We start from the raw sequence: 25,152 nt of genomic DNA, 5'->3' as shown, positions 1-25,152 counted from the left end.
CCGGGGGGCGGGCCGGGCTGCTAGCGTCCGGCCATGACGACGACCCTTTCGGACCGCATCGCCCGCGCGCCGCGCGCCCACGATCCCGACCGGGGGGACGAGGCTCTGGCCCTCGTGCCGGACCTGCCTGCGCGGGCGGCCGAGCTTGTCCGGGGGGCGGCCGGATCGTCGCCCTATCTCTGCGACCTGATCCGCCGCGACGCCGAATGGCTGTCCCAGGCGCTGGTCGTCCCGCCCGAAGAGACGATGGAGGCGATCCTCGCGACGCCGGTTCTCGAGGACGTGCGGGACGCGGGCGTGACGCTGCGCGGTCTGAAGTCCCGGACAGCGCTTCTCGTGGCCCTCGCTGACCTCGGCGGCGTCTGGACGCTCGAGGAGGTGACGGGGGCGCTGACGCGCTTCGCCGACCGCGCCGTCGCTGCGGCGTTGCGTGCTGCCCTTCTGCGCGAGGTCGGAAAAGGGCGCATTCCCGGCCAGACCGAAGACGACGTCGACACCGGCGCGGGGCTCGCGGTCCTCGCAATGGGCAAGATGGGCGCTTTCGAGCTGAACTATTCGTCCGACATCGACCTGATCTGCCTCTTCGACGAGACCCGCTTCGACCCCGAGGACTATGCCGAGGCGCGCACGGGCTTTGTCCGGGCCGTCCGCACCATGACGCAGATCCTGTCCGAGAGAACCGCCGAGGGATACGTCTTCCGCACCGATTTGCGCCTGAGGCCCGATGCGTCGGTGACGCCGGTCGCGATCTCGATGGGAGCGGCCGAGCGCTATTACGAGAGCTTCGGCCGCACCTGGGAGCGTGCCGCCTACATCAAGGCGCGGCCCTGCGCCGGCGACGTGGCCGCGGGCCAGCGGTTCCTCGACACGCTCACCCCCTTCGTCTGGCGGCGGCACCTCGACTATGCGGCGATCCAGGACGCGCAGGACATGCGGCTTCGCATTCGCGACCACAAGGGTCTGCACGGCGCGCCCTCGCACAAGGGGCACGACCTGAAGCTGGGGCAGGGCGGCATCCGCGAGATCGAATTCTTCACTCAGACCCGCCAGATCATCGCCGGGGGCCGCGACCCCGAGCTTCGGACGCGCGACACCGTCGGCGGCCTGCGCGTCCTCGCCGCGAAAGGCTGGGTCGGCGACGAAGACGCCGAAACGCTGATCGCCGACTACCGGGCGCACCGCGAGGCCGAGCATCGCGTCCAGATGATCGCCGACCAGCAGACGCATTGCCTGCCCGAGACCGCCGAGGATTTCGCCCGCCTCGCCGCCCTCGCAGGTCGCGAGACCGACGACTACGCCCGCGAGATAGAAGAGCGCCTGACCCGCGTGTCGTGCCTGACCGAAGGGTTCTTCGTTCCCGACGCCCGACCGGCCGCGACCTCAGACGTCTCGACCTCGATTCCGTCGAGCGAGACGATGCTCGAACGCTGGAACGGCTTTCCGGCGCTGCGCAGCCCGCGTTCGCGCCAGATCTTCCGCCGTGTCTGGCCGCGCATGGCCGAACGGCTGGACCGGGCGCAGAACCCCGACGAGGCGCTTCTGAACGTCGAGGGCTTCATCGGCGGTCTGCCGGGGGGCGTGCAGCTTTTCTCGCTGTTCGAGGCCAATCCGTCCCTTCTCGACCTCGTGGTCGATATCGTCGACACGGCGCCCGGACTCGGTCGCTATCTTTCGCGCAATTCCGGCGTCTTCGACGCAGTGATCGGCGGCCAGTTCTTCGCCGACTGGCCGGGACGCGCAGCCCTGGCGGGGATGCTGACCCGCAGCCTTGCGGCTGAGGACGACTATGAAAAGCGGCTCGACCTTGCGCGGATCTGGTCGCGGGAATGGCACTTCCGCATCGGCGTCCACCTCCTGCGCGGCCTCGTCGATCCCGACGCCAGCGGGCACCAGTATGCCGACCTTGCCGGCGCCGTGGTGGGGGCGCTCTGGCCCGTGGTTACCGCCGAATTCGCGAAGAAGCATGGCGGGCCGCCCGGGCGCGGCGCGGCGCTCCTCGGGATGGGATCGCTCGGTGCCGAGAGGCTGAACGCGGCCTCGGACCTCGACCTGATCGTCATCTACGACGGCGCGGGGGTCGAGACGTCGGACGGCCGCCGCGCCCTGCCGACGCGCACCTACTACGCACGGCTGACGCAGGCGCTGGTCACGGCGCTTTCCGCTCCGACCGCCGAGGGACGGCTCTACGAGGTCGACATGCGGCTCAGGCCGTCGGGCCGTCAGGGGCCGGTGGCGACATCGCTCGAGTCGTTCCGCACCTATCAGAAGACCGAAGCCTGGACCTGGGAACACCTTGCCCTGACCCGTGCCCGCCCGATGGCGGGGCCGCCCGATCTCATGGACGAGATCGAGGCGATCCGGCGCGACGTGCTGGCCTTGCCCCGCGATGCGGACCAGGTGAAGACCGACGTGGCCGACATGCGCGTCCGTCTTGCCGAGGCAAAGCCCGCGCGCGAGGGTCTGGAAACGCGGCCCGGCCCGGGGCGGCTGCAGGACATCGAGCTTTTCGTCCAGGCAGGCACGCTTCTCGCCGCCTCGCCCGAGCGTCGGATGCACGAACAGCTCGCGGCGGCCGCGGCCTCGTTCAGCCTGACCGAGATCGAGCGGGACAGGCTTGAGGAGGCCGCAGCCCTGTTCTGGCGCGTGCAGGCCGGCCGCCGGCTGGTCCTGGGCGACGCCGACAGCGCAGCAGACTTCGGCGCAAGTGCGACGGCCTTCCTGCTGCGCGGCACCGGAACCGACACGCTGGACGATCTGGCCGTTCGGATCGCGGCCTGGGCCGACGAGATCCGCACCATTGCCGACACGCATCTGAACGACAGGGGCACCCCATGACGGACACCGACCCGGACCCGCGCGGGCTGATCCGCGAAAGCTACAACATCGAGGGCATCACGCCCGAGGAATGCCGGTCGATCTTCCTCGACTGGGCCATCTCGGCGCCCGACGGTGCCGTGGCGCCGACGATCCGCACGCTTCTCGAGCGCCACGGCGGGACCGCGCCGGGCCATCCAATGACGGCCATCCTGACAGACGCCCTCGAGAATCCGCCAAGCGCGCGTCGGAGGGGCGGCCGCAGGGGACGAAGCGAGGCCTAGGACAGAGCCGCCGCTTCCCGCGCCAGCGTCTCGATCCCGGCCCAGTCCGTGGCCGCCACCTTGTCGGCGGGCGCCACCCACGAGCCGCCGACACAGACGGTGTTCGGCAGCGACAGGTAGTCGCGCACGTTCTTCAGGCTGACGCCGCCCGTGGGGCAGAAGACCGCGCGGGGCAGGGGGCCGGCAAAGGCCTTGAGGGCAGGGGCGCCGCCAGAGGCCTCGGCGGGGAAGAACTTCATCGTGGTGTAGCCGCGCTCGAGAAGTCGCATCACCTCGGAGGGCGTGACGGCGCCGGGAAGGAGGGGCAGCCCCGCTTCCTCGGCCGCGTCGAGAAGCCGGTCGGTGGCACCCGGCGACACGCCGAAGCGCGCGCCTGCGTCGACGGCTGCCTGCACGTCCTTTGGCGTCAGAAGCGTGCCTGCCCCCACGACCCCACCCTCGACGCCTGCCATCTCGCGGATGGCCTCGAGCGCTGCGGGCGTCCTCAGCGTGACCTCGAGCGCGGGAAGGCCGCCTGCGACCAGCGCGCGGGCGAGGTCGGCGGCGGTTGCTGCGTCCTCGACCGTCAGGACGGGGATCACGGGCGCGAGGCGGCAGATCTCGAGCGATCGGGCGCTGGCTTCGGTCGGGGTCATTCGTGCGTCTCCTCGGGCAATGTCTGCGGGGTCAGACCACAAGCGCCGCGCCGTCCGAGGCGTGGCCGCAATGGTGGCGGAAGGCGGCGAAAAGCTCTCGTCCGAGACCCGTCTCGTTGGCGGAAAGATCCACCTCGACAGGGGCGCGGTCTTCGAAGTCAGGTTCCAGCACGTCGATGGTGCCGGCTTCGGCATCGACGCGCAGGCGGTCGCCGTCTCGTATCTTCGCGATGGGGCCGCCAGCCGCCGCTTCCGGCGACAGGTGGATCGCGGCGGGAACCTTGCCCGACGCGCCCGACATGCGCCCGTCCGTCACCAGCGCCACCCTGAACCCGCGTCCGATAAGGACCGACAGCGTGGGTGTCAGGCCGTGAAGCTCGGGCATCCCGTTGGCGGTCGGACCCTGGAACCGCACGACGACGATGGTGTCCTCGGTGAACTCGCCCGCCTTGAACGCCGTTTTCACCGCCTCCTGGTCGTGGAACACGCGGGCCCTGGCCTCGATCACGCGATGCTCGGGCGCGACCGCCGAGACCTTCATCATCGACCGTCCGAGGTTGCCCTTCAGCTCGCGCAGCCCGCCCGTGGCCTGGAAGGGATTGCCGACGGGCCGCAGGATCTTGTCGTTGAGCGTTTCTTTCGGACCTTCGTCGCGGACGAGCACGCCGTCCTTCAGCTTCGGCTCGGTCGTATAGAGCGCCAGGCCGTCGCCCGCCACGGTACGGGTGTCGGGGTGCAGGAATCCGCCCTCCAGAAGCTCGCCGATCATGTAGCCGAGGCCTCCCGCGGCGTGGAAATGGTTCACGTCGGCAAGGCCGTTCGGATAGACCTTAGCCATCAGCGGCACGACGGACGAGAGATCGTTGAAATCCTCGATGTCGAGGACGACGCCAGCCGCCCGCGCCATCGCGGGCAGGTGCAGAACAAGGTTCGTCGAGCCGCCCGTCGACATCAGCCCCACCATTCCGTTCACGAAGGCGCGCGCGTCGAGGATGTCGGACACCGGGCGATAGTCGTTGCCCTGCGCCGTGATCTGAACCGCGCGCGTCGTCGCCTCGTCTGTCAGCGCGTCGCGGAGCGGTGTGTTCGGGTTCACGAAGGACGCGCCCGGCATGTGGAGACCCATGAACTCCATCAGCATCTGGTTCGTGTTCGCGGTGCCGTAGAAGGTGCAGGTGCCGGGACCGTGGTAGGAGGCCATCTCGGCCGCCATCAGCGCCTCGCGCCCGACCTCTCCGGTCGCGAACTGCTGGCGGACCTTCGACTTTTCGTCGTTCGGCAGGCCGCTCGGCATCGGGCCGGCGGGGACGAAGATCGACGGCAGGTGCCCGAAGGTCGCCGCGGCGATGACGAGGCCCGGCACGATCTTGTCGCAGATCCCCAAGTGGAGCACCGCGTCGAAGGTGTTGTGCGACAGCGCGACGCCCGCGGCCAGCGCGATGACGTCGCGCGAGAAGAGCGACAGCTCCATCCCGGTCTGGCCCTGGGTGACGCCGTCGCACATGGCGGGCACGCCCCCCGCGACCTGGGCCGTGGCACCCGCGCGCCGGGCTGCCGCCTTGATGCGGTCGGGATAGTCCTTGTAGGGCTGGTGCGCCGAAAGCATGTCGTTGTAGGCCGTCACGATCCCGATGTTCGGCGCCCGCTCCTCGGCCAGCCGGGACTTGTCCTCGCCCATGGCGGCATAGGCATGGGCCTGGTTGCCGCAGGCGAGGTGCGCGCGCGCGACACCCTGGTCCTGGGCCCGCGCGATCTTGTCGAGGTAGCGTCCGCGCAGCGGGGCCGAGCGCTCGACGATGCGGTCTGTGACGCGAGAGACGGTGTCGTTCAGCATGGCCGTGAGTCTCCTCGGGGGATCGGCGCTTTTCTAACAGATTGCGTTACCGCTAACAACTTAGCGGAGGAAGGCGCATCGGATAGGTCAGTCGTCATGTCCCAAGTGCATGGCGGTAATGTCGACATTCGGGGTGCTTCCTGCCGGATCAGCCCCTTAGCTTCAGTGTCAACGCTAACCGAAAGGCATCCGACATGACCAGCACCTCCGACACGCGCATCGACGTCGACCGGATCGAACGCAAGGCCCGCCTGCTGCGGGCGCAGTATCTCTCGGGTCTGTTCCGCCGCAGGCGCTGAGCCCTTCCGGAGCGCCGGCCGACCGGGTAAGGGGGGACATGTCTTCCCGCCCGGTCATCCGCCTCCGCCCCAAAACCGATCCCCGCCGCATCCGGCGCGGATTTCCCTGGGTCTACGACAACGAGCTTGTCGTCGACCGCCGTACCAAGGCGCTCGAGCCCGGCAGCATCGCCACGCTCGAGGATGCCGATCGCCAGCCGCTGGCGACCGTCGCGGTCAATCCGAATTCCAAGATCATGGGACGTGTCCTCGACCTCGACCCCGAGGCGGAAGTCGGCCACGACTGGCTTGCCGGGCGCCTCCGGGCGGCGCTCGACCTGCGCGACATGCTCTATGACGCGCCCTTCTATCGCCTCGTCCATGCCGAGGCCGACGGCTTTCCCGGAACGGTGATCGACCGCTTCGGCGAGGCCTGCGTGATCCAGCCGAACTCGGCCTGGATCGAGGCGCGGTTCGACGATCTGGCGGACGTGCTGTCCGAGGTGTCGGGTGTGACGACCATCTTCAAGAACGCCGGCGGACGGGCGAGGGGGCTCGAAGGTCTCGACGATGCGAGCCTTGTGGCGCGTGGCGCCTTGTCGGGTGCGGTGCGGGTGCCGATGAACGGTGCGACCTACTTGGCCGACCTCGAAGGCGGTCAGAAGACCGGCCTCTTCTACGACCAGCGGCCGAACCATGCCTTCGTGCAGCGCCTGGCGCGCGGGACCGAGGTGCTGGACGTGTTTTCCCACGTCGGAGGCTTTGCGCTCGCTGCCCTCGTCGGCGGTGCCACGCGCGCGCTGGCCGTCGATGGATCGGCGCCTGCGCTTGCGCTGGCCGCGCAGGGGGCCGAGGCCACCGGCGTCGCCGACCGCTTCGAGACGCGGCAGGCCGATGCCTTCGACGCGCTGACCGCCCTGGCGGAGGAGGGCCGTACCTTCGGCACCGTCGTCTGCGATCCGCCGGCTTTCGCTCCGTCGAAGAACGCCCTCGACGCAGGCCTGCGCGCCTATGAGAGGGTGGCACGCCTCGCCGCGCCGCTGGTGGCTCCGGGGGGCACGGTAACGCTCTGCTCCTGCTCTCACGCCGTCGATCTTGACGCGTTCCGCACGGCCTGCCTCCGGGGCATCGGCCGGGCGGGTCGCAAGGTGCAGATCCTGCGGACCGGGTTCGCCGGACCAGACCACCCCTTGCATCCCTCTCTCACGGAAAGCGGCTACCTCAAGGCGATGACGTTCCGGCTTCTTCCTTGAAGGTCCTGATCGACGCCTGCGTCCTCTTTCCGACCGTCCTGCGCGAGATCGTCCTCGGGACCGCCGCGACCGGCGCCTTCACGCCGCTCTGGTCCGAGCGCATCCTCGAGGAATGGCGGCGGGCGGCGGCAAGGCTCGGACCCGCGGACGGCGCGGTGGCCGACGCCGAGATCGCCGCGGCGCGGGCGGCCTTTCCGTCCGCCGTCGTAACGGTGTCCCCCGACACGCTGTCGCGTGTGACCCTGAAGGACCGCGATGACGAGCACGTCCTCGCCGCCGCAATCGACGGAGGCGCGGACGAACTACTGACGCTGAACGTGAAGGACTTTCCGACGAACCATCTGGCGGGAGAGGGCATCCTGAGACGCCACCCCGACGAGTTCCTGCTGGAGGCCTTTCACGCGGACCCGGACGGGCTGCGCGCTATCGTCGAAGACGTCCTGACCCGCGCCGCCGCGCATGGCATCGACACCTCGAACCAGAGGGCGATCCTCAAGCGGGCACGTCTGCCGAGGCTCGCCAAGGCGCTCGATCAGGACTGAGGCACCTTCCAGCGCGCCTCGTTCTTCTCGATCGCCGCGATCCGCTCCTCGACCTTCGGGTGGCTCATCAGCCAGACCGGCATTCCCGACCCCTTCATGCCCGTCAGGTCCTGCAATTTCCGGAACAGCGACTTCTGCGGATCCGTGCCTATGCCCGCCTTGACCAGCAAGGCCGAGGCATAGGCGTCCGCCTCGTACTCGTCCCCCCGCGACAGCCGCGCGGCGAGAACCGATGTCAGGAGGTTCGCGACATAGATGCCGAGCCCCGGCAGGATGCGGCCGAGCACCATCATCAGGGCCACGCGGATCGCGTTCTGGCCCGAGAAGTCGATCATCCGCCGCCGCGCGTGGCCCAATGCGACGTGACCCAACTCGTGCGCGATGACAGACCCGATTTCTTCGGCCGACACCTTGCCATCGACGTATTTCTGGTAAAATCCGCGGGTCAGGAAGATCCTGCCATCCGGAGAGGCAAGCCCATTCACCGGCTCGACCTCGTAGAGAAAAACCCGGATTCGCGGGAGATCCAGCGCTTCGGCCATCCGTTTCGTCACACGTGAAAGGCCCGCATCGGCCAATTCGGACGAGCGCTGGTCGAGGTCGCGCTTGCTGTTCCAGACCGAGAACCGGTACATGACCAGCCCCCAGACGACGGCAAGAAGAAGGGGAAGGAACTTCAACATGGTGGAAATATGGGACTTGAGTGCAACAGCGCCAAGATTGTCACGCGGAAATCATCTCCCGTTAATATTAAAAGTGGAACCGTGCTGTACCGCGCGGCATTCTTCCAGCATGAGGTACGCAGAACCACCCACTGACAGGCAGATCATGGAGCGCACGCTACAGCGTGTCTTCAAGGTGCCGTCGGAACTGCCCGAGCGGTTCGCCGAGATGCTTCGCCATCTCGACGAGAAGTCGTCGGCGCGCGCTGTGGTACGCGACGACTAACCCAGAAGTTTCATTCCCCGCGTCAGCCCATCCAGTGTCAGCGGCACCATCCGTTCGGCCCCGATGATGTGGCGGATCATCGCTGTCGACTGGGTGTACTCCCAATATTTTTCCGCCATCGGATTGATCCAAAGCAGGTCCGGCCACTGGGCCAGTGCCCGCCGCAGCCAGACCTTGCCCGCCTCGTCGTTCCAGTGTTCGTTGGCGCCTCCCGGCACCGCGACCTCGTAGGGCGACATCGACGCGTCGCCCACGAAGATGCACTTCCATCCGGGCCCATAACGGTTCAGCACGTCCCAAGTCGGCGTGCGCGCATTCCAACGGCGCGCGTTCTCGCGCCAGAGAAACTCGTAGAGGCAGTTGTGGAAATAGAAGTGTTCGAGGTGCTTGAACTCGGTCCGTGCGGCTGAAAACAACTCCTCGACCATGCTCACATGCGCGTCCATCGAGCCGCCCACGTCCAGAAGCAGCAGGACCCGCACGGCGTTCCGGCGTTCGGGCCGCGTCTTCACGTCCAGAAACCCCTGCCGCGCCGTGGACCGGATCGTACCGTCCAGGTCCAGCTCTTCGGCCGCGCCCTCACGCGCCCACTGCCGCAGGCGCTTCAGCGCGACCTTCATCGTGCGCGTCCCGATCTCGCGCGTGTCGTCGAGGTCGCGGAACTCGCGCTTGTCCCAGACTTTGACCGCGCGCTGGTGGCGTGAGGCGTCCTGTCCGACACGCACGCCCTCGGGGTTATAGCCATAGGCGCCGAAGGGAGAGGTGCCGGCGGTGCCGATCCACTTCGATCCGCCCTGGTGCCGTCCGGCCTGCTCCTTCAATCGCTGGCGAAGCGTCTCCATGAGCTTGTCGAAACCGCCGAGCGATGCGATCTCGGCCTTCTCCTCGTCCGTGAGGTGCTTCTCGGCCATCCGGCGCAGCCAGTCCTCGGGCAGGTTCAGGGCGTCGAGAACGGCCTCGGCCGGGATCGCTTCGACCCCCGCGAAGGACGCGGCGAACGCCTGGTCGAAGCGGTCGATGTGCGCCTCGTTCTTCACCAGAGAGGCGCGGGCGAGGTAATAGAAGCCGTCGACGTCATAAGTGACGAGCCCCGCATCGAGGGCGCCGAGGAAGGTCAGGAACTCCCGCGGCGAGGCGGGGACGCCATGCCGTCGAAGCTCTTCGAAGAACGGAAGGAACATCAGCTCGCGAGGCGCTCGATGAGGACGGTCGCGAACAGGCCGAGAAGAGTGAAGGCGATGCCGAAGACAGCGCCATACTGAAGCTGGTCCAGCCGCCCCCCCTCGTGCCGCCGGGCGGTCGAGACGCCCACGAAGATGCCGAGAAGCGCCATCACGACGACGATCATGCCGGCCGGCCTTCCCGGCGCGAACGGGGCGAAATGGCCAGGATCTCGCCCATCCTGTCACTGATCTCGGCCTCGGAGCCGAAGCCGTAGCGCGCCCAGGCAAGCGCCTCGGTCCGGACGGCCCCCGCTTCGTTGGCCTTTCCGATGACTTCCATCGCCTCGGCCTTCACCATCAGCATCAGCGACAGAAGGGCCGCGTGCTGGCTGTCGCGGATCGGGCCTGCGTTCGCGTCGACAAGCCGGATCGCCTCTTCGGCCTCGCCCGCCGAAAGCTGGAAGGCCGCCATTTGAAGCGCCACATGCGCCGCCTGAATGCGCGTGTCGGGTCGCGACCCATAGATGCGCCCCGCAGCCTCGAAGGCCCGGAAGGCGACGTTAGGGTCGTTGGCGAGCGCGAGGCGTCCGAGAAGGTAATAGGAAAAAGCCAGCTCGGTATCCGTTCCGCCGTCGCGCCGGGCGATCGTGACCGCTTCCTCGGCATAGGCGGTGCGCCGTCCGCGCGCCGTGCCCGTCGCGGTCGCCTTGATCACCGCCTGCGACCAGGCCCCCGACGACGGCAGCGGATCCGCGATGCCCTGGAAGCCGCCCCTCGGGTTCAGCCGCGCCAGGATCGACGGCAGCCGCGAGGCGACCTCGTAGCGCGTCATGCCGCTTTCCAGGGCCGGATCGTGGTAGGCCTTCAGGATCAGCATGTCATAGCCGGTCAGGACGGTGTGGAAGTTGTCGTCGTTGAAGATCGAATCCGTCAGCCGGTAGAGATCGTTGACCGGGCCGAGCGCCTGGGCGATCTCTTCGTGGAGGCAGTCGCGCACCTCCTGAGGGCTCACGTCCGCGGGCACGAAGACGGCCATGCGCGTGCGCGTCGTCAACCGGTTCCAGAAGGTCGCGGGGTCGCTGCGGCGGGCGCGGTACTCGTCCCAGCTCGACACGTTCGGCCGCACGAAGCAGGCCGCCGAGGGCGCGAAGCGCTGGATGCTCGCGCGCGGGATGGCCTCGACCGTGATCGACGCGGGCCCGCCGTCCGCGGCACGGCGGATGTCGATGCCCGCCTCGCGTCGCAGCCGGCCGATAAGCCGCTCGAGGTCGCCCTCGAGCGTCGCGGGAGCGGCCCCCCTGACGCCGACCGTCACTGGCCCCTCGAAGCGGCTGAAGACGGGAACCTCGTCGCCGTTCTCGAGCCGGAACACGAGGTCCAGGAAGTCGCGCGCGATGACCGCGTTCGGCACGCGGGGCAGGGTGGGCGTCGACTGCGCGAAGGTGTTCATCGGTGGCAGCGCAAGGTCGGGCGCAGCGCGTCGGGTCGTTTCCGCCACCGGGGAGCAGGCGACCAGAAGCATCAAAAACGCCGCGGGTAGAACTCTCATGCAGGCCTCGCGTACTTGATGAAGGGCGTCACGGTGCCGATCCGGTCATAGAGCCGTCGGGCCGTCATGTTGAAATCCTGCGTCAGCCAGTAGACGGCGGGCGCGCCCGCGTCGTCGGCTTCGGCGTAGACCGCCTCGATCAGCGCGCGTCCGACACCCTGTCCGCGCACCTCGGGGTCGGCGTAGAGATCCTGAAGATAGCAGACGTTCTCGACCTTCCATCCGTGACGGTGGAACAGGTAATGCGCCAGCCCCGCCAGACGTCCGTCGACCTCGGCCAGGAGGCCCGAGAAATCCTGCGGATCGTCGCCCAGAAGCCGCGCGAAGGTCGTCCGGTAAACCTCTTCCGGCACGCGCGTTTCATAGAAGTCGAGATAGGCCGTCCACAGGCGGCGCCATTCGGCCTCGTCCTCGGGTTTCAGGTGTCGCACGACGCAGGTCATCGGGACCTGTCTAGCCGCCATGCCGGACGGACGCCAGCCTCACGCGAGCCACGCAAGAGAGGCGAGCGACAGCACGCTCGTCCAGACGATCACCGGGGCGATGTTGCGCGTGGGCACGCCGTGGAGAAGCGCAAGCGAGAAGGCCATGGCCCCCGACGGTCCTGCAGCGTTCAGCACGAAGAGATCCGTCCAGGGGTTCGCGGGCGACAGGAGGGCGAACGCGATCCACACGAGCGCTGGGAATGCGACAAGCTTCATCGCCGCAATTCCCGTCGCGGCCGGTCCCGGCGTCACCGGCTGCGACGACAGCACGACGCCGAGCGCGAAAAGCGTCATGGGCGCCGCCGCCTTGCCCGCGAACTCCGCCGCCGTCAGCAGCGGTTCGGGAATGGGCACATGGGCGATATTGAGCGCCAGCGACAGGACGATGGTGAGAAGGACGGGGTTGCGGATGAGCCGTGGCAGTGCCGCACGGGCAGGGCGGCCTGTCACGAACTCGACCGAGACGATGAAGAAGGCGAAGGTCACTGACGCGTCGAGCGCCACGATGGCCGTGATCGGCAGCGTCTCGGCCTCGCCATAGATCAGGACCGTGACCGGCCAGATGTAGAGCAGCGAATTGACGAAGACGACCGCCATTCCCAGAAGCCACGCCTCGGCAAGCGGCACGCCGAACACCCGTCGTGCAAGAAGGAAGGACGCGGCGAAGGCGACCGCCTCGCAGAGGGCATAGAGGCCAATGGCATCGAACCGCACCGACGGAAGGTCGATCCCTGTCAGCAGAAGAAACAGCAGCGGCGGTTGCAGCGTCAGGAAGGCGATGCGGTTGATCGCCCGCGCCTCGTCGACACTGGCCGTCTTCGCTTTCCCCATGACGAACCCGAGCGCCAGCATGGCGAAGACCGGGAGGATGTCGTGGGTCAGGACGGTGAGCATCGGCGGGACAGTATCTGCCGCTCGGTGCGGCGCAATCCGCGATTGACGGACGTTCGATATATCGCTAGTTAGATATATAACTCATTGGATATGTAATGGCACAGGATCTCGACCTCGCCTTTTCGGCCCTTGCGGATCCCACGCGCCGCTCGATCCTTGCGGCCCTGTCGGGAGGAGAGCGGACTGTCGGCGATCTCGTGTCGCTTCATCCGCTGTCGCAGCCGGCGATCACCAAGCACCTGAACGTCCTCGAGCGGGCACGCCTCATCCAGAGGGGCCGCGTCGGGCAGACGCGTCCCTGCAGCCTCGACCCCGAGGGCCTGAAAGTGGTCGCGGACTGGGTCGCCCGGTACCGGGCCCACTGGGATCAGGCTTTCGATCGGATGGAAGACTACCTGAACACGCTGTCCTTTTCGGAGACACCCGATGACTGAACCAGCCGACCATCCCGACAACGTCCTTCGCATTGAACGGCGTTTCTCCGCGCCGCCCGAAATGGTCTTCGCCATGTTCACGCGGCCCGAACTGGTGCGCGTCTGGAACGCCGCGTCGCACGGTTTCCGTGCGCAGGACGTGCAGATCGACGCCCGGCCCGGCGGTGTGCTGAGCCTGCGGAACGTGAAGCCCGGCGTGGAAGAGCGCGAGGAGGGGGTCTTCCACGAGGTGCGGCCTCACAGCCGGCTTGTGTGGAGCTACCGCTATCTCGGGACGGACTTCTTCTCGACCGTCTCGGTCGACCTGACACCCAATGACGGCAGCACTCGGATGGCATTTCGCCAGACTGGCTTTCCGGATTCCGGCTCCCGAGACGAACATGCCTACGGATGGAATGCCGTTCTCGCGATGATGGAGACGGCCCTTCTGGCCGGGAGCGGTGCGACGAGGTTCGCCGCCGACCGCGACGGCATGGACGGATTTGCCGCCGACCTGGAAGCCGCCCGCAAGCGGTTCGAGGCCGAGCAGACCACCGGCGATACGGAACGCGCGTGATGGCGGCTGATGCACTTCCAGCCGATGCCCCGGGGCAGGTCCTGCGGATCGACCGGACCATGCCTGCGCCGCGTCCCTTCGTGTTCGCCCTCTGGCAGAAGCCCGCGCTTCTGTCGCCTTGGTGGGGGCCCGAGGGCCATCGCCTGAAGACCTGCGAGATCGACTTCCGCCCCGGCGGCGCCTGGCGCTTCAACATGGTGAAGGGCGACGACAGCCACTGGACCCAAGGCGTCTACCACGAGATCCGCGCGCCCGAGCGGCTGGTCTTCAGCTACCGTTTCGACGCCTTCGACATCAGGTCGACCGTGTCCATCGGCTTCACCGACAAAGGAGAGCGAACCGGCCTGCACTTCGTCCAGACCGGCTTCCCGAACGCCGAGCACTTCGAGGGCCACGGCTGGGGCTCGACCTTCCGCCTGCTCGAGGACGCGCTTCTCAAGCTCCACGGCGTCGGATCGGTCTGGCCCCAGCTTCCGCCCGACAAGGAGAGCGGAGTGGCGCGGGATCTCGAGGCGGCAAGGCAGCGCTTCGAGAGGGAACGCGAGAGCGCCTAACCCCGCCCTCGCGACATGAACGCCAGCCGTTCGAACAGCGACACGTCCTGCTCGTTCTTCAGGAGCGCACCATGCAGCTTCGGCAGGCTGTCCTTCGCGTCCCTCTGAAGGTCCTCCGGCGACAGGTCTTCGGACAGGATCAGCTTCAGCCAATCCAGCACCTCCGAGGTCGACGGCTTCTTCTTCAGGCCCGGCGTCTCCCTGATCTCGAAAAACCGGGTCAGCGCAACGGACAACAGGCGATCCCTGATGTCGGGGAAATGGACGCGGACGATCTCGGTCAGGGTCTCGGTGTCGGGAAAGCGGATGTAGTGGAAGAAGCAGCGGCGCAGGAAGGCGTCGGGCAGCTCCTTCTCGTTGTTGGAGGTGATGATGACGACCGGCCTCTGCCGCGCGGTCACTGTCTCGCCTGTCTCGTAGACGTGGAACTCCATGCGGTCGAGCTCTTGCAGCAGGTCGTTCGGGAACTCGATGTCGGCCTTGTCGATCTCGTCGATCAGGAGGACGACGCGCCCCTCTGCCGTGAAGGCGTCCCACAGCTTGCCGGGGCGGATGTAGGCGGCGACGTCATGGACGCGGCCCTCGCCAAGCTGGCTGTCGCGCAGCCGCGAGACAGCATCGTATTCGTAAAGTCCCTGCGCCGCGCGCGTCGTGGACTTGACGTGCCATTCGATGATCGGAAGGCCCAGGGCGCCGGCCACCTGACGCGCCAGCTCGGTCTTTCCCGTACCCGGTTCGCCCTTGACCAGAAGCGGGCGTTCCAGCGTGATGGCGGCGTTGACCGCGATCCTCAGATCGTCCGACGCGATATAGCTGTCGGTGCCCTCAAATCTCATGCCTGCCTCGCTTTTTTCCGTTGCGCCGGGCAAGCCTAGCCTGCTCACGAAGGCCCCACAAGCGAAGGGAATCGTGTAGTGACAAGGTCCGGACGATAGGGTATGTGCCCGCCATGATGAGGAGCCGGACCAGTGTGAGCGTAGCAGTCGCAAGCCCGTCCGGAATGGTTCGAGAATGAACAAAAAAGGGAAGACCATGAAGGCTGAGGTGTTTCTTCCGGACGATTACCAGCCCGCCGAGGACGAGCCGTTCATGAACGACCGCCAGCTCGAGTACTTCCGTCGGAAGCTGCTGATGTGGAAGTCCGAGCTGATGGACGACTCCAAGTCGACCATCGAAGGTCTTCAGCACTCCACCCGCAACATCCCCGACATCGCCGACCGCGCCAGCGAAGAGACCGACCGCGCTCTGGAGCTTCGGACCCGCGACCGGCAACGCAAGCTCGTGGCCAAGATCGACTCGGCGCTCCGCCGGATCGACGAAGGCGAATACGGCTATTGCGAGGAAACGGGCGAACCGATCTCGCTGAAGCGGCTCGACGCACGTCCGATCGCGACGCTCTCGCTCGAGGCGCAGGAGCGGCACGAGCGGGCCGAGCGCGTCCACCGCGACGACTGATCCGCGCTGCACGGCCGCGAAAGATCGCGGCCTGCCAGAGATTTGGACGCCCGTCTTGACATGACTCAAGGCGGGCGTCTTTCGTTAAGGGCAGAAGGACGACATGGACAGCCTTCGCATCACCATCGCCGGCGCAGGCATCGGGGGGCTGGCCGCGGCGACGGCGCTGGCCCGCGACGGCCACCGCGTGCGCGTGGCCGAGAAGGCACCCCGGATCGAGGAAGTGGGCGCCGGCATCCAGATCAGCCCGAACGGTGCGGCCGTGATGCGCGCCCTGGGTTTGGGCGATGCGCTGGCCGAGGCGTCGATCCGCGCCGAAGCGGTACGTCTGGTCGACGGGCTCACGGGAAAGCCCGTGGTGACGATGAACCTCAAGCGGGATGCGCCCGACCTGGCCTGGCACTTCATCCATCGCGCACCCCTCATCGAAATCCTGAAGGTCGGCGCGCAAGACGCTGGCGCCGTTGTGGAAACCGGAGACGAGATCCTGCCGCCCCCGGCCGGCAAGCCGCTAGAGGGCGACGACCTGCTGGTGGGGGCGGACGGGCTGCACTCGAAGGTGCGGGCGCGGGTAGACGACGCGTCGAAGCCCTTCTTCACACGGCAGGTCGCCTGGCGTGCGGTCCTGCCCGAGACCGACGTGCCGCCCGTGGTCGAGGTTCACATGGGACCGCATCGCCACCTGGTAACCTATCCCCTGCCCGGAGGGCGGCGGAACATCGTCGCCGTGGAGGAGCGGGAGGGCTGGGCGGCAGAGGGCTGGAGCCACAAGGACGACGCGCTGAAGCTCCGCGCCGCCTTCGCGCGGTTCGCAGACCCGGTGCCGTCCTGGCTCGAGAAGGTGGGGACTGTCCATCTCTGGGGTCTCTTCCGCCATTCCGTGGCCGACCGCTGGTGGCACGGGCGGCAGGTCATCCTGGGAGACGCCGCCCATCCGACGCTGCCCTTCCTGGCGCAAGGGGCGAACCTCGCGCTCGAGGATGCCTGGGTGCTGGCGCGATCTCTGCGCGGCCAAGCCGTCGAGACCGCTCTCGCGGCCTACCAGAACGAACGGCGGCCGCGCGCGGCGCAGGTCGTGCAGGCGGCCTCGTCCAATGCGCGCAACTATCACCATGCCTTCCCGCCCGCGCGGTTCATCGGCTTCAACGCACTTCGGCTTCTGGATCGCCTTGCCCCCGCGCGGCTTCTCGGCCGCTACGACTGGCTTTACCGCCACGACGTCACCGACTGACCCCTTGTCCTTCCGGGACAATTCGGGTTTCTCCGGCGTCATGGGCATCGTCACCGAGGCTTACCAACAGCGCATCGCGGCGGGCGGGCTGGAGCCCGATCCGGCGCAGCTTGCCATCCTCCCCGAGTTCGACCGCATCGCCGAGGGTCTCGCCGCGACGGGCGAGAGGCGCGGCCTGTCGTCCCTGTTCCACCGCAAGCCCGAGCCTGTGCCCGGGCTCTACCTCTGGGGCGGCGTAGGGCGCGGCAAGTCGATGCTGATGGACCTGTTCCACGAAGTCGCGGGCGGGCCGCACAGCCGGCGCGTCCACTTCCACGCCTTCATGCAGGAGGTCCAGGCGGGTCTGCACGAGGCGCGGAAGACCCATGTCGATGACGCCATCCTGCCCGTCGCAAAGGGCATCGCGGACAGCCTGCGTCTGCTCTGCCTCGACGAGATGCAGATCTCGGACATCGCCGACGCAATGATCGTGGGGCGCTTGTTCCAGAACCTGCTCGACGCAGGCGTGACGGTCGTCACGACATCGAACCGGCACCCCGACGACCTCTACAAGGACGGGCTCAACCGCGCCCTCTTCCTGCCCTTCATCGAGTTGATGAAAGAGCGTCTGTCCGTCCGCGAACTCGCCTCGCCCCGCGATTACCGGCAGAACCGTCTGGCCGGAGAGGAGGTCTATTTCACTCCCGCCGATGCCACCGCGCGAGCCGCGGTCGACGCGATCTGGACCGACCTCACGCATGGCGAAACCCACGCACTTGTGCTCCACGTCAAAGGACGGCGTGTCGAGATCTCGGCCTTCGCGCACGGCATGGCGCGGGCGACCTTCTTCGACCTCTGCGGACGTCCTCTCGGCCCTGCCGATTATCTGGCGCTGGCGCAGGCTGTCCGCCTTCTGATCCTCGAGGAAATCCCGCGCCTGTCCTCCGACAACTACAACCAGGCGCGCCGCTTCGTGACGCTGGTCGACGCGCTCTACGAGGCGAAGGTGCGGCTGATCGCGACGGCGGCGGACGTGCCCGAGAAGCTCTACATGGAGGGCGAGGGCGTTTTCGAGTTCGAACGCACCGCCAGCCGCCTGCGCGAGATGCAGTCCGCCGACTGGGGCGCGTCCTAGGCCGGTTCGCCGTCCTTCAGGAGAAACGTGAGGACAAGGGCGAGGCCGACGAGTCCGAGGACCCCAAGCGTCAGTGGCCGGATCGTGCCGTCGAAGGCTTGCCCTATGGGCGAGGCGAGGATCGCCGCTCCGATGGTCGCAAGTGCGGTGATGATCGATGCGGCCAGGCCCGCCAGGTGGCCCATTGGCTCCATCGCGATGGCGTTCATGTTCCCGATACCGAAGCCCGCGAGGTAGAAGATCGAGGTGTACCACAGGAAGGCGACCGGGAAGAACGCGGCGCCGAGCACGCCGGTCACCTGTCCCAGCAGGAACAGGACCGTGAATCCGCCCTGGATCATCAGCGCGCGCCTCACGACCGGCAGCATCCCGAGCCGCATGACGATGGAGGCGTTGACGAGGTTCGATCCCGCCGCCAGCACGGCCATGCCGCCGAACCACAAGGGAAAGGTCTCGCCCTTGCCGAAGACGCGGTCGAAGACCTGCTGGCTCGACATCAGCGCCGCGAAGAGGGCCGCGAAGATCAGGGTCTGGACGGCGATCGCCAGCATCACCTGACGGTTGGAGAAGACCTCGCGCGCGCCTTCGACGAGTTTCCCCAACCGGAAGGGACGCCGCTTTGCGGGGTCGAGCGTCTCGGGCTGGCGGATCACGAGCCAGGTCATAGAGATGACGGCGAAGACGGCGAAGGACAGGAAGATCGACCGCCAACCGAAGGCCTCCGCCAGAACCCAGCCGAGCGAGGGCGCGAAGACCGGGGCTAGCGTGAAGACGAAAATCACAAAGCTCATGATCTGCGCCATCTGCCGGCCCGAAAAGAGGTCGCGCACGATGGCCATGCCGGCGACGCGCGGTCCCGCAGCCCCCAGTCCCTGAAGAACGCGGGCGGCCACCAGCATCTCCATCGAGGGGGCGACGGCAGAGGCCAGCGCGCCGATGGTATAAATCACCGCGCCGATCACGGCGATGCGCTTGCGCCCATAGGCGTCGGACAGGGGGCCCGCCACGAAGGTGCCGAGCCCGAGCCCGCCCACGAAGGCCGCGATGACAAGCTGCGCGCGGTTCGGCGCGTCCGGGCTCAGGGCCTCGCCGATCTCGGGGATCGCGGGAAGCATCGCGTCGATGGAAAAGGCCACGGTGGCCGTGAGCATGGCGAGAAGCGCCACCAGTTCGGTGCGCGAGAGGGGGGAGCGGGTTTCGGTCACTCGTCGGCGCCGTCGCCGGACATCTGCTGCACCAGCTCGTCGATGACGTTCAGCCAGAGGTCCGTCGGCTGCGCGCCGCTGACGACATGCTGGTTGCCAATGACGAAGGTCGGCACGCCCGAGACGCCGCGCTGCCGGGTGTGCGCATCGCGGGCGCTGGTCTCTTCGGCGTCGGCCTCGCTTTCAAGCAGGCGCTCGGTCATCGCGCGGTCCATGCCCACGCCTTCCGCGATGTCCAGAAGTACGGCGCGGTCACCGATGTCGCGGCCGTCCTCGAAATACGCCTTGAAGAGACGCGACACGACGGCGGTCTGCCGGCCCTCGAGCCCCGCCCAGTGGATCAGCCGGTGCGCGTCGAGCGTGTTCGGTGTGATCGCCATGCTTTCGAAGTCGATGGCGAGGCCCGCGCGCTCGGCCGCCTGCATGACCGGCGTGTAAGCGCGGATCGCACCCTCCTTGCCGCCGAACTTCGCCTCGAGGTAGGCGCGCCGGTCCATGCCGCCTTCGGGCATGTCGGGGTTGAGTTGGAAGGGGTGCCACTCGATGACGAAGGGATGGTTCGGCCGTGCCTCGAGCGCACGGTCGAGGTTCGTCTTGCCGATGTAGCACCAGGGGCAGATCGGGTCGGAAAGGATGTCGAGCTTGATCATGGCGCGGTCTCGTTCGCAGGGGGAAGGCTTCGGCGCAAGAGCTTTCCGTTTGCGTTCCTGGGCAGGGATTGTGCGTGAACGAACAGGCGAGGCTGCTTGTATCGCGCAAGATGTGCTTCTGCATGTGCCGTCAGATCGGCCTCGGGCAGTGCAGCAGGCCCGGTGTAGTGGACCGCGATCACCGTTGTCTCTGGCGTGACATGGCAGTCGACGGCGGCGGCCTCCTCGATGCCCGGATGACGCTGCATCGCTGCCTCGACCTCGATCGGCGAGACGCGGAAGCCGCCGGCGGTCAGGATGTCGTCGGTGCGGCCGTGGTACTCGATGGCGCCGTCCTCGCGCATCAGGCCCCGGTCGCCGGTGGTGAACCACTCGCCCGTCAGGCGCTCGGCCAGCGGCCCGTCGAGCGTGCCGAGCATCAGGCCCGGGTCGCTGCCGTGGATGGCGATGGCGCCGTCCTCGCCCCGTTCGGCGGGTGTCCCGTCCTCCGACAGGATCGCGACGCAGCGCCCGCCTTGGGTATAGCCAAGCGTGCCCTCGGGGGCGGGGCGCGCGGGCGAACCGGAGATGAAGGTCGAGATCTCGGACTGCCCGAAGGCCTCGTGCAACTCGGTGCCGGTAGCGTCGCGCCAGGCGGTGCGCACCGTCTCGGGCAGCTTCTCGCCCGCGACGAGGCCGTGGCGCAGACGAGGCAGAGCGGGCATCCCGGACTTGAGCAAGCGGCGAAAGACGCCGGGCGCACCCGCGATCATCGTGGCCTCGTGCCGCTGCGCCAGAAGCGGGATCATCTCCGGCCCCGTGCCGGGGGCGAGGACCAGCGCCGTCGCACCCGCCGCCCAGGGGTCCATCAGCCCGGTGCCGAGCGTGAAGGTCCAGCTGAAGGCGCCCGCGTGCAGCACGCGGTCGGACGGCGTCAGCCCGTACCAGCCGTCCGTCATCAGCCCGCGCGCAAGGATCGCCCGGTGCGCGTGGACGACGCCCGAGGGCGTGCCGGAGGTGCCAGACGTGAAGACGATGTAGGCGGGATCGTTCGCGCCCGTCTCGGCAGGCCGCTCCAGGGGCTCGGCCCTTGAGAAAGCGGCAGGCGACAGGACGGGGGCGTCGTGATCCGGCATGGGCACGGTCCCGTCCGACACGATGGCGTCGGGAGACAGGACGCGCGCGACCTTCGTGATCTCTTCGGCCCCAAGCGCTGCCGCGGTCGGCACGGCGACGAGGCCCGCAGCGATGGCGCCCAGGTAGGTCACGGGAAAGTCGGGCGTGTTCCCGATCCGCATGAGGACCCGCGCGCCCGGCGCCAGACCAGCGGCCAGAAGCCCGCCCGCCGTCCGCATCACCGCCTCGCGCAGACGTCCATAGCTCCACCGTTCCGCACCCGTGGCGCGCAAGAGCACGAGCGCCACCTTGTCATCGGGCGCGCCTGCCGCCCAAAGGACATGGCTCGCCAGGTTCAGCCGGTCGGGGATCGAGGGCGAGGGGCGTTTGTCGTCGACGGCGCGCATGGGGGACGAGTTACACCCCGCGCGCCCGGTTGCAAGATGCCTGGGCGCGGGACGGCGCAGGCCTGTCCGGAACGCCCGCGAGATGGGCGAGACAACATGGCTCCCCTGGTCAGGCGGCCTCGCGGTGCGAGGTGTCCGCCACGTGCAGCCAGTCCAGCATCTCGCCCGCCTCCGCCAGGGTCAGGTCGTGCGTTCGTGCGAGATAGCGTGCCAGAAGGTCGGGGTCTGCCACGGCGGCAGCCACATCGTCGACGGTCGCGAAGGGAAAGCGGGCGCAGATGGCGTCGATGCCGAGGGCGGCAAGGTCGTGGCGGAAGCGGTTCATCGTCTGACTCCGGTCGGTTGCGTCGCGACCAAGCCTGACAGCCGAACTCTAAGCGATCCTTAACGCCCGGAAACGCAGGTCGTCAGATCGCCCGGTCGATCGCGCGCGCGCCCGACGAGATGTCCTCGCCGACGCCTTCAAGCGTGTTGCAGCCAGCCAGCGCCAGGGCGACGGCGGCGAAAAGAACGATCTTCCTCATGTGTCCCTACTCCTCGTACCACCATACATCCGGCTGGAATCCGATGAAATCGCCGTACATCGGCAGGGTTTCGGGATACTTCAGCTCAGCCGCGTGGGCAATCTTTGCGTCGGGGCTGAACCAGATCGGCACGACATAGCGGCCTGCCATCAACACCCGGTCCAACGCCTTGACCGCCGCCCGGAAGTCTTCCTGGTCCTCCGAGGTCAGCATGGCATCGATCATCGCGTCGATGGCGGGGTCCTTCGCGCCCATCAGATTGCGGCTGCCCTCGACGTCGGCCGCCTCGGCGCCCCAGTAGAGGTACTGTTCGTTGCCGGGCGACAGCGACAGGCCGCGCTCGAACCAGGTCATGTCGAAGTCGAACTTGTCCGACCGGGCCTTGTATTCCGCCGAGTCGACCGAGGTGATCGTGACCGCGACGCCCAGGCGCTCAAGCGCGCGGGCATAGATGTCGGCGATCTGGCCGTATTCGGTTGACCCTGCCGACAGCAGGATGTCGAAACCGAAGGTCTCGCCAGCCGCGTTCTTCAGCGCGCCGTCCTCCAGCGTCCAGCCGGCCTCCTCCATCAGCGCCAGCGCCTTGCGGGTCGAGGTGCGGTTCCGCTCGGTCCCGTCGCCCTCGGGCAGGGTGTAGCCCTCGACGGCGCCGGGCGGGAGCTTGTCGGCGAAGGGCTCGAGAAGCTCCAGCTCGCGTCCCTGGGCCGGGCCCGGGTCCATGGCCAGGACCGAGTTGGCGTAATAGGACGAAGCACGGGGCAGGGGCTCGCCGTTGATGGTCTCGTTGATGAATTCGAACGGGAAGGCGGTGATCAGCGCCTCGCGCACCCGCCAGTCCTGAAATTCGGGCCGCCGCGTGTTCATCACGAAGCCCCACATGCCCGACGGGCGCTCGTGGGGGATGATCGACTTCACGATCTTGCCCGTGGTCACGGCGGGGAAGTCGTACTGCGTCTCCCACTTCTGCGCGTTGGTCTCGCGCATGGTGTTCAGGATACCCGCCTTGAAGGCCTCGAACATGGCGGTTGCGTCGGTGAAGAACTCCATCCGGATCTCGTCGAGGTTCGCCTGACCTGTCATGAATGGCACCACGCCATCGCCCCAATAGTCCGGGTTGCGCTTCAGCGTGACGGACCGGCCCGTCTCGAATGTGTCGATGATGTAGGGCGCCGAGGTGATGGGCACGATTTCGGTTCCCGACTCGGCGAAGTCGACGCCCTCCCACTGGGCCTTCTTCAGGATGGGGCGCAGGCCCATGAGCAGCGGAAGCTCGTCGTCGCGCTCAGTGAAGGTGAAGCGGACGGTGCGCTCGCCCGTCGCCTCGGCCGCCGCGACCTTCTGCCAGGCGCCGAGATAGCGGGGATGGCCGACGGTGCCGAGCGTCTCGTACGACCAGAGCACGTCCTCGACCGTGACGGGACTTCCGTCCGAGAATTCGGCTTCGGGACGCAGCGTGAATTCGACCCAGGACCGGTCGTCGGCGACCTCGACCGATTCGGCCAGAAGACCGTACAGAGTGAAGGGCTCGTCATAGCTTCGCCCCATCAGGCTCTCGACCGTCAGATAGCGCAACTGCCAGGGCACCCGGCCCTTAACGATGAAGGAATTGAGCGAATCGAAATTGCCGACTTCGCCCTGCACGATCGAGCCTCCCTTGGGCGCGTCCGGGTTGGCGTAAGGCAGGGACACAAAATCGGGTGGGAGGGCAGGCTCGCCATACATAGCTATGCCATGTTTGGGCTCGGCGAGAGAGGGAGCGGCAAGGAAAAACGCGCTGGCGGCAAGCGCGGCGAGCCGGGCAAGGTGCATGATGTGGACAATCCCTTTTTTCGCTGAGCTTTGGCGAAGCCTAGGCACCGTTGCCAGAGTTATCAAACTTTTAGCTTGGACAGCGGCGATTTCGTGCGTATAACTGCCCTACTGCTCGATAGGTTTCTTGCCTGTATGAAACCTGCCTCAATAACTCAACGCCCGCTTCGTGCGGGCGTTTTTTTTGGCCGTTTCGTCTCAAGGTGCCGAAGCCGTCAGGCGCGCGACTCGCGCCCCTGGAACGCCAGCCAGATCAGCGCCGCGCCGGCCAGGGTCAGGAACGGCGCCATCGCCAGGTTGACCGCCGTCCAGCCCTCCTGCGGCGTGCCACCCGAGCAGTTCATCAGCCCGCCCGACGACAGCGAGGCCAGCGTCACGCAGCCGAAGACGATCATGTCGTTCAGACCCTGCACGCGGCCCCTCTCTCCCGGCGTGTGTTGCGCGGCCAGCATCGTCGTCGCGCCAATGAAGCCGAAGTTCCAGCCGATGCCGAGAAGGACGAGCGCGCCGAAGAAATTCTCGAGCTCCGTGCCCGACAGCGCGACGGCACCCGCCCCGGCGAGGATAGCAAGGCCGGTTGCGACGATGGTCCGCGCCCCGAAGCGCGCGATCAGATGGCCGGTGAAGAAGGACGGCACGAACATCGCGAGGACATGCGCCGAAACCACGTCGGCGGCGTTGCCCTTGTCGAAGCCACAGCCCACGACGGCCAGCGGCGTCGAGGTCATCACCAGGTTCATCAGCGCGTAGGACACCATCGCGCAGATGATGGCGACGAGGATGCCCGGCGTCTTCAGAAGCTCGATCCGCGACCGCCCCCGGTCGATGTCCGCGATGGCGGCGGGGCGGGGAATGTTCAGGAACACGAACAGGAGCGAGCCGAAAAGGTTGATCGCGATGACCGTGAGGTAAGTCCCGAGGAACGGCGTCACCATCGCGTCCGCCGTCGCCTTGACAAGTTGCGGCCCGAGGATCGCGCTGACGAGGCCAGCCGCCATGACGTAGGAGATCGCCTTCGGCCGGAACGCCTCGGACGCCGTGTCGGTCGCGGCGAAGCGATAGAAGCCCTGCGCGGACATGTAGACGCCGGTGAAAAGCGATCCGAGAAGGAACAGCCCGAAGCTCTGCGTCGACAGACCCCAGGCGCCCAGCATCGCACCGACGGCGCCCCCGCCCGCACCGACCGCGAATCCCACCCTGCGGCCAAAGCGCTGCATCAGGGCCGAAAGCGGCGTCGCCGACAGCATCGAGCCCAGCACGATCAGCGAGATCGGCAGCGTCGCGAAGCACGGGTTCGGCGCCAGCGACTGGCCCGCCAGCCCGCCGATGGTGAAGATCATCGGCATCTGCGAGCCGAGGAACCCCTGCGCCGCGACGAGAATCGCGAGGTTGCGCTTTTCAGAGGGGACGGATGCGGTCATGTCCGCCGGTTAGTCCTT

General features: G+C 67.5%; 28 protein-coding genes. 12 read left to right on the top strand and 16 right to left on the bottom strand.

The annotated features are described in order from the left end of the window. Positions 1-33: 33 nt before the first annotated feature. Together EF888_RS12470 and EF888_RS12465 are read left to right on the top strand one after the other, a co-directional pair. Positions 34-2,835, top strand: coding sequence for a [protein-PII] uridylyltransferase family protein (locus tag EF888_RS12470; protein WP_109758282.1), 2,802 nt, complete (start codon positions 34-36; stop codon positions 2,833-2,835). Continuing rightward, positions 2,832-3,098, top strand: coding sequence for a hypothetical protein (locus tag EF888_RS12465; RefSeq protein ID WP_109758283.1), 267 nt, complete (start codon positions 2,832-2,834; stop codon positions 3,096-3,098). The genes EF888_RS12470 and EF888_RS12465 overlap by 4 nt, the downstream gene beginning before the upstream one ends. Here EF888_RS12465 and eda read toward each other — a convergent pair. Together eda and edd are read right to left on the bottom strand one after the other, a co-directional pair. Next, positions 3,095-3,733: a bifunctional 4-hydroxy-2-oxoglutarate aldolase/2-dehydro-3-deoxy-phosphogluconate aldolase gene (eda, locus tag EF888_RS12460; protein WP_109758284.1), complete on the bottom strand. Its 639-nt coding sequence runs from the start codon at positions 3,731-3,733 to the stop codon at positions 3,095-3,097. The two genes, EF888_RS12465 and eda, sit on opposite strands and share 4 nt — an antisense overlap. A 31-nt stretch (positions 3,734-3,764) precedes the next feature. Beyond that, the gene (edd, locus tag EF888_RS12455) at positions 3,765-5,567 is read right to left on the bottom strand and encodes a phosphogluconate dehydratase (protein ID WP_109758285.1); all 1,803 of its coding nucleotides are present in this window, start codon (positions 5,565-5,567) and stop codon (positions 3,765-3,767) included. A gap of 194 nt (positions 5,568-5,761) precedes the next feature. Here edd and EF888_RS22625 point away from each other — a divergent pair, with 194 nt between their 5' ends. From EF888_RS22625 to EF888_RS12445, 3 genes are read left to right on the top strand one after another with little or no spacing between them, the layout of a single operon-like run. Next, the gene (locus tag EF888_RS22625; protein ID WP_420902626.1) at positions 5,762-5,866 is read left to right on the top strand and encodes an RSP_7527 family protein; all 105 of its coding nucleotides are present in this window, start codon (positions 5,762-5,764) and stop codon (positions 5,864-5,866) included. Between the two features lie 38 nt (positions 5,867-5,904). Then, positions 5,905-7,098 carry an RSP_2647 family RNA methyltransferase gene (locus EF888_RS12450; RefSeq protein WP_109758286.1) on the top strand — a complete coding sequence of 398 codons (1,194 nt, stop codon included), beginning with the start codon at positions 5,905-5,907 and terminating at the stop codon, positions 7,096-7,098. Then, positions 7,095-7,640, top strand: coding sequence for an RSP_2648 family PIN domain-containing protein (locus tag EF888_RS12445; protein WP_109758287.1), 546 nt, complete (start codon positions 7,095-7,097; stop codon positions 7,638-7,640). Before EF888_RS12450 ends, EF888_RS12445 begins: the two co-directional genes overlap by 4 nt. Here EF888_RS12445 and EF888_RS12440 read toward each other — a convergent pair. Continuing rightward, positions 7,631-8,323, bottom strand: a complete 693-nt coding sequence (locus tag EF888_RS12440; protein ID WP_109758288.1) for a M48 family metallopeptidase — start codon at positions 8,321-8,323, stop codon at positions 7,631-7,633. The genes EF888_RS12445 and EF888_RS12440 overlap by 10 nt on opposite strands. Before the next feature lie 109 nt (positions 8,324-8,432). Here EF888_RS12440 and EF888_RS21835 point away from each other — a divergent pair, with 109 nt between their 5' ends. Further along, complete coding sequence (locus tag EF888_RS21835; RefSeq protein WP_164721679.1) at positions 8,433-8,588, top strand: hypothetical protein; 156 nt, start codon at positions 8,433-8,435, stop codon at positions 8,586-8,588. On the opposite strand, the gene EF888_RS12435 is transcribed toward EF888_RS21835, so the two are convergent. From EF888_RS12435 to EF888_RS12420, 5 genes are read right to left on the bottom strand one after another with little or no spacing between them, the layout of a single operon-like run. Continuing rightward, positions 8,585-9,769: a vWA domain-containing protein gene (locus EF888_RS12435; RefSeq protein ID WP_109758289.1), complete on the bottom strand. Its 1,185-nt coding sequence runs from the start codon at positions 9,767-9,769 to the stop codon at positions 8,585-8,587. The genes EF888_RS21835 and EF888_RS12435 overlap by 4 nt on opposite strands. Beyond that, positions 9,769-9,936, bottom strand: a complete 168-nt coding sequence (locus tag EF888_RS21830; RefSeq protein ID WP_164721678.1) for a hypothetical protein — start codon at positions 9,934-9,936, stop codon at positions 9,769-9,771. Before EF888_RS21830 ends, EF888_RS12435 begins: the two co-directional genes overlap by 1 nt. Then, on the bottom strand, positions 9,933-11,300 hold the full coding sequence (locus EF888_RS12430) for a DUF2927 domain-containing protein (RefSeq protein ID WP_109758290.1): 1,368 nt from the start codon (positions 11,298-11,300) through the stop codon (positions 9,933-9,935). Before EF888_RS12430 ends, EF888_RS21830 begins: the two co-directional genes overlap by 4 nt. Then, on the bottom strand, positions 11,297-11,743 hold the full coding sequence (locus EF888_RS12425) for a GNAT family N-acetyltransferase (RefSeq protein WP_109758291.1): 447 nt from the start codon (positions 11,741-11,743) through the stop codon (positions 11,297-11,299). Before EF888_RS12425 ends, EF888_RS12430 begins: the two co-directional genes overlap by 4 nt. A gap of 39 nt (positions 11,744-11,782) precedes the next feature. After that, entirely contained in the window at positions 11,783-12,679 is an 897-nt protein-coding gene (locus EF888_RS12420; protein ID WP_109758292.1) for an AEC family transporter, read from the bottom strand. A gap of 95 nt (positions 12,680-12,774) precedes the next feature. Here EF888_RS12420 and EF888_RS12415 point away from each other — a divergent pair, with 95 nt between their 5' ends. The 3 genes from EF888_RS12415 to EF888_RS12405 are packed head-to-tail and all read left to right on the top strand — an operon-like array spanning position 12,775 to position 14,223. Next, on the top strand, positions 12,775-13,113 hold the full coding sequence (locus EF888_RS12415) for an ArsR/SmtB family transcription factor (protein WP_109758293.1): 339 nt from the start codon (positions 12,775-12,777) through the stop codon (positions 13,111-13,113). After that, complete coding sequence (locus EF888_RS12410; protein WP_109758536.1) at positions 13,106-13,669, top strand: SRPBCC family protein; 564 nt, start codon at positions 13,106-13,108, stop codon at positions 13,667-13,669. The genes EF888_RS12415 and EF888_RS12410 overlap by 8 nt, the downstream gene beginning before the upstream one ends. After that, on the top strand, positions 13,669-14,223 hold the full coding sequence (locus EF888_RS12405; RefSeq protein WP_164721677.1) for an SRPBCC family protein: 555 nt from the start codon (positions 13,669-13,671) through the stop codon (positions 14,221-14,223). The genes EF888_RS12410 and EF888_RS12405 overlap by 1 nt, the downstream gene beginning before the upstream one ends. Here EF888_RS12405 and EF888_RS12400 read toward each other — a convergent pair. Next, positions 14,220-15,059 carry an AAA family ATPase gene (locus EF888_RS12400; RefSeq protein WP_109758295.1) on the bottom strand — a complete coding sequence of 280 codons (840 nt, stop codon included), beginning with the start codon at positions 15,057-15,059 and terminating at the stop codon, positions 14,220-14,222. The genes EF888_RS12405 and EF888_RS12400 overlap by 4 nt on opposite strands. A gap of 196 nt (positions 15,060-15,255) precedes the next feature. Here EF888_RS12400 and dksA point away from each other — a divergent pair, with 196 nt between their 5' ends. The 3 genes from dksA (at position 15,256) to zapE (ending at position 18,023) form a co-directional block, all read left to right on the top strand. Next, positions 15,256-15,678, top strand: a complete 423-nt coding sequence (gene dksA, locus EF888_RS12395) for an RNA polymerase-binding protein DksA (protein ID WP_109758537.1) — start codon at positions 15,256-15,258, stop codon at positions 15,676-15,678. A gap of 103 nt (positions 15,679-15,781) precedes the next feature. Next, on the top strand, positions 15,782-16,909 hold the full coding sequence (locus EF888_RS12390; protein WP_109758296.1) for an FAD-dependent oxidoreductase: 1,128 nt from the start codon (positions 15,782-15,784) through the stop codon (positions 16,907-16,909). A 40-nt stretch (positions 16,910-16,949) separates the two neighbouring features. Further along, positions 16,950-18,023, top strand: a complete 1,074-nt coding sequence (gene zapE, locus EF888_RS12385; RefSeq protein ID WP_109758538.1) for a cell division protein ZapE — start codon at positions 16,950-16,952, stop codon at positions 18,021-18,023. On the opposite strand, the gene EF888_RS12380 is transcribed toward zapE, so the two are convergent. From EF888_RS12380 to EF888_RS12350, 7 genes are all read right to left on the bottom strand, one after another. Then, positions 18,020-19,228, bottom strand: a complete 1,209-nt coding sequence (locus tag EF888_RS12380; protein WP_420902625.1) for a multidrug effflux MFS transporter — start codon at positions 19,226-19,228, stop codon at positions 18,020-18,022. The genes zapE and EF888_RS12380 overlap by 4 nt on opposite strands. Next, positions 19,225-19,878, bottom strand: a complete 654-nt coding sequence (locus EF888_RS12375; RefSeq protein ID WP_109758297.1) for a DsbA family oxidoreductase — start codon at positions 19,876-19,878, stop codon at positions 19,225-19,227. Before EF888_RS12375 ends, EF888_RS12380 begins: the two co-directional genes overlap by 4 nt. Further along, on the bottom strand, positions 19,875-21,380 hold the full coding sequence (locus tag EF888_RS12370; RefSeq protein ID WP_109758298.1) for a class I adenylate-forming enzyme family protein: 1,506 nt from the start codon (positions 21,378-21,380) through the stop codon (positions 19,875-19,877). The genes EF888_RS12375 and EF888_RS12370 overlap by 4 nt, the downstream gene beginning before the upstream one ends. Positions 21,381-21,489: 109 nt before the next feature. Then, on the bottom strand, positions 21,490-21,705 hold the full coding sequence (locus EF888_RS12365) for a hypothetical protein (RefSeq protein WP_109758299.1): 216 nt from the start codon (positions 21,703-21,705) through the stop codon (positions 21,490-21,492). 82 nt (positions 21,706-21,787) lie between these two features. Then, positions 21,788-21,904 (bottom strand): lipoprotein, encoded by a 117-nt coding sequence (locus EF888_RS12360; RefSeq protein WP_109758300.1) that lies wholly within the window; start codon positions 21,902-21,904, stop codon positions 21,788-21,790. 6 nt (positions 21,905-21,910) lie between these two features. Then, positions 21,911-23,713 carry an extracellular solute-binding protein gene (locus EF888_RS12355; protein ID WP_109758301.1) on the bottom strand — a complete coding sequence of 601 codons (1,803 nt, stop codon included), beginning with the start codon at positions 23,711-23,713 and terminating at the stop codon, positions 21,911-21,913. 215 nt (positions 23,714-23,928) lie between these two features. Beyond that, the gene (locus EF888_RS12350) at positions 23,929-25,134 is read right to left on the bottom strand and encodes an MFS transporter (RefSeq protein WP_109758302.1); all 1,206 of its coding nucleotides are present in this window, start codon (positions 25,132-25,134) and stop codon (positions 23,929-23,931) included. Positions 25,135-25,152 lie beyond the last annotated feature (18 nt).

The sequence above is a fragment of the Silicimonas algicola genome, assembly GCF_003970735.1.
GTDB classification, from domain to species: Bacteria; Pseudomonadota; Alphaproteobacteria; order Rhodobacterales; family Rhodobacteraceae; genus Silicimonas; species Silicimonas algicola.
The sequence above is the reverse complement of the archived record's forward strand: the minus strand, read 5'-3'. Positions and strand labels throughout refer to the sequence as shown.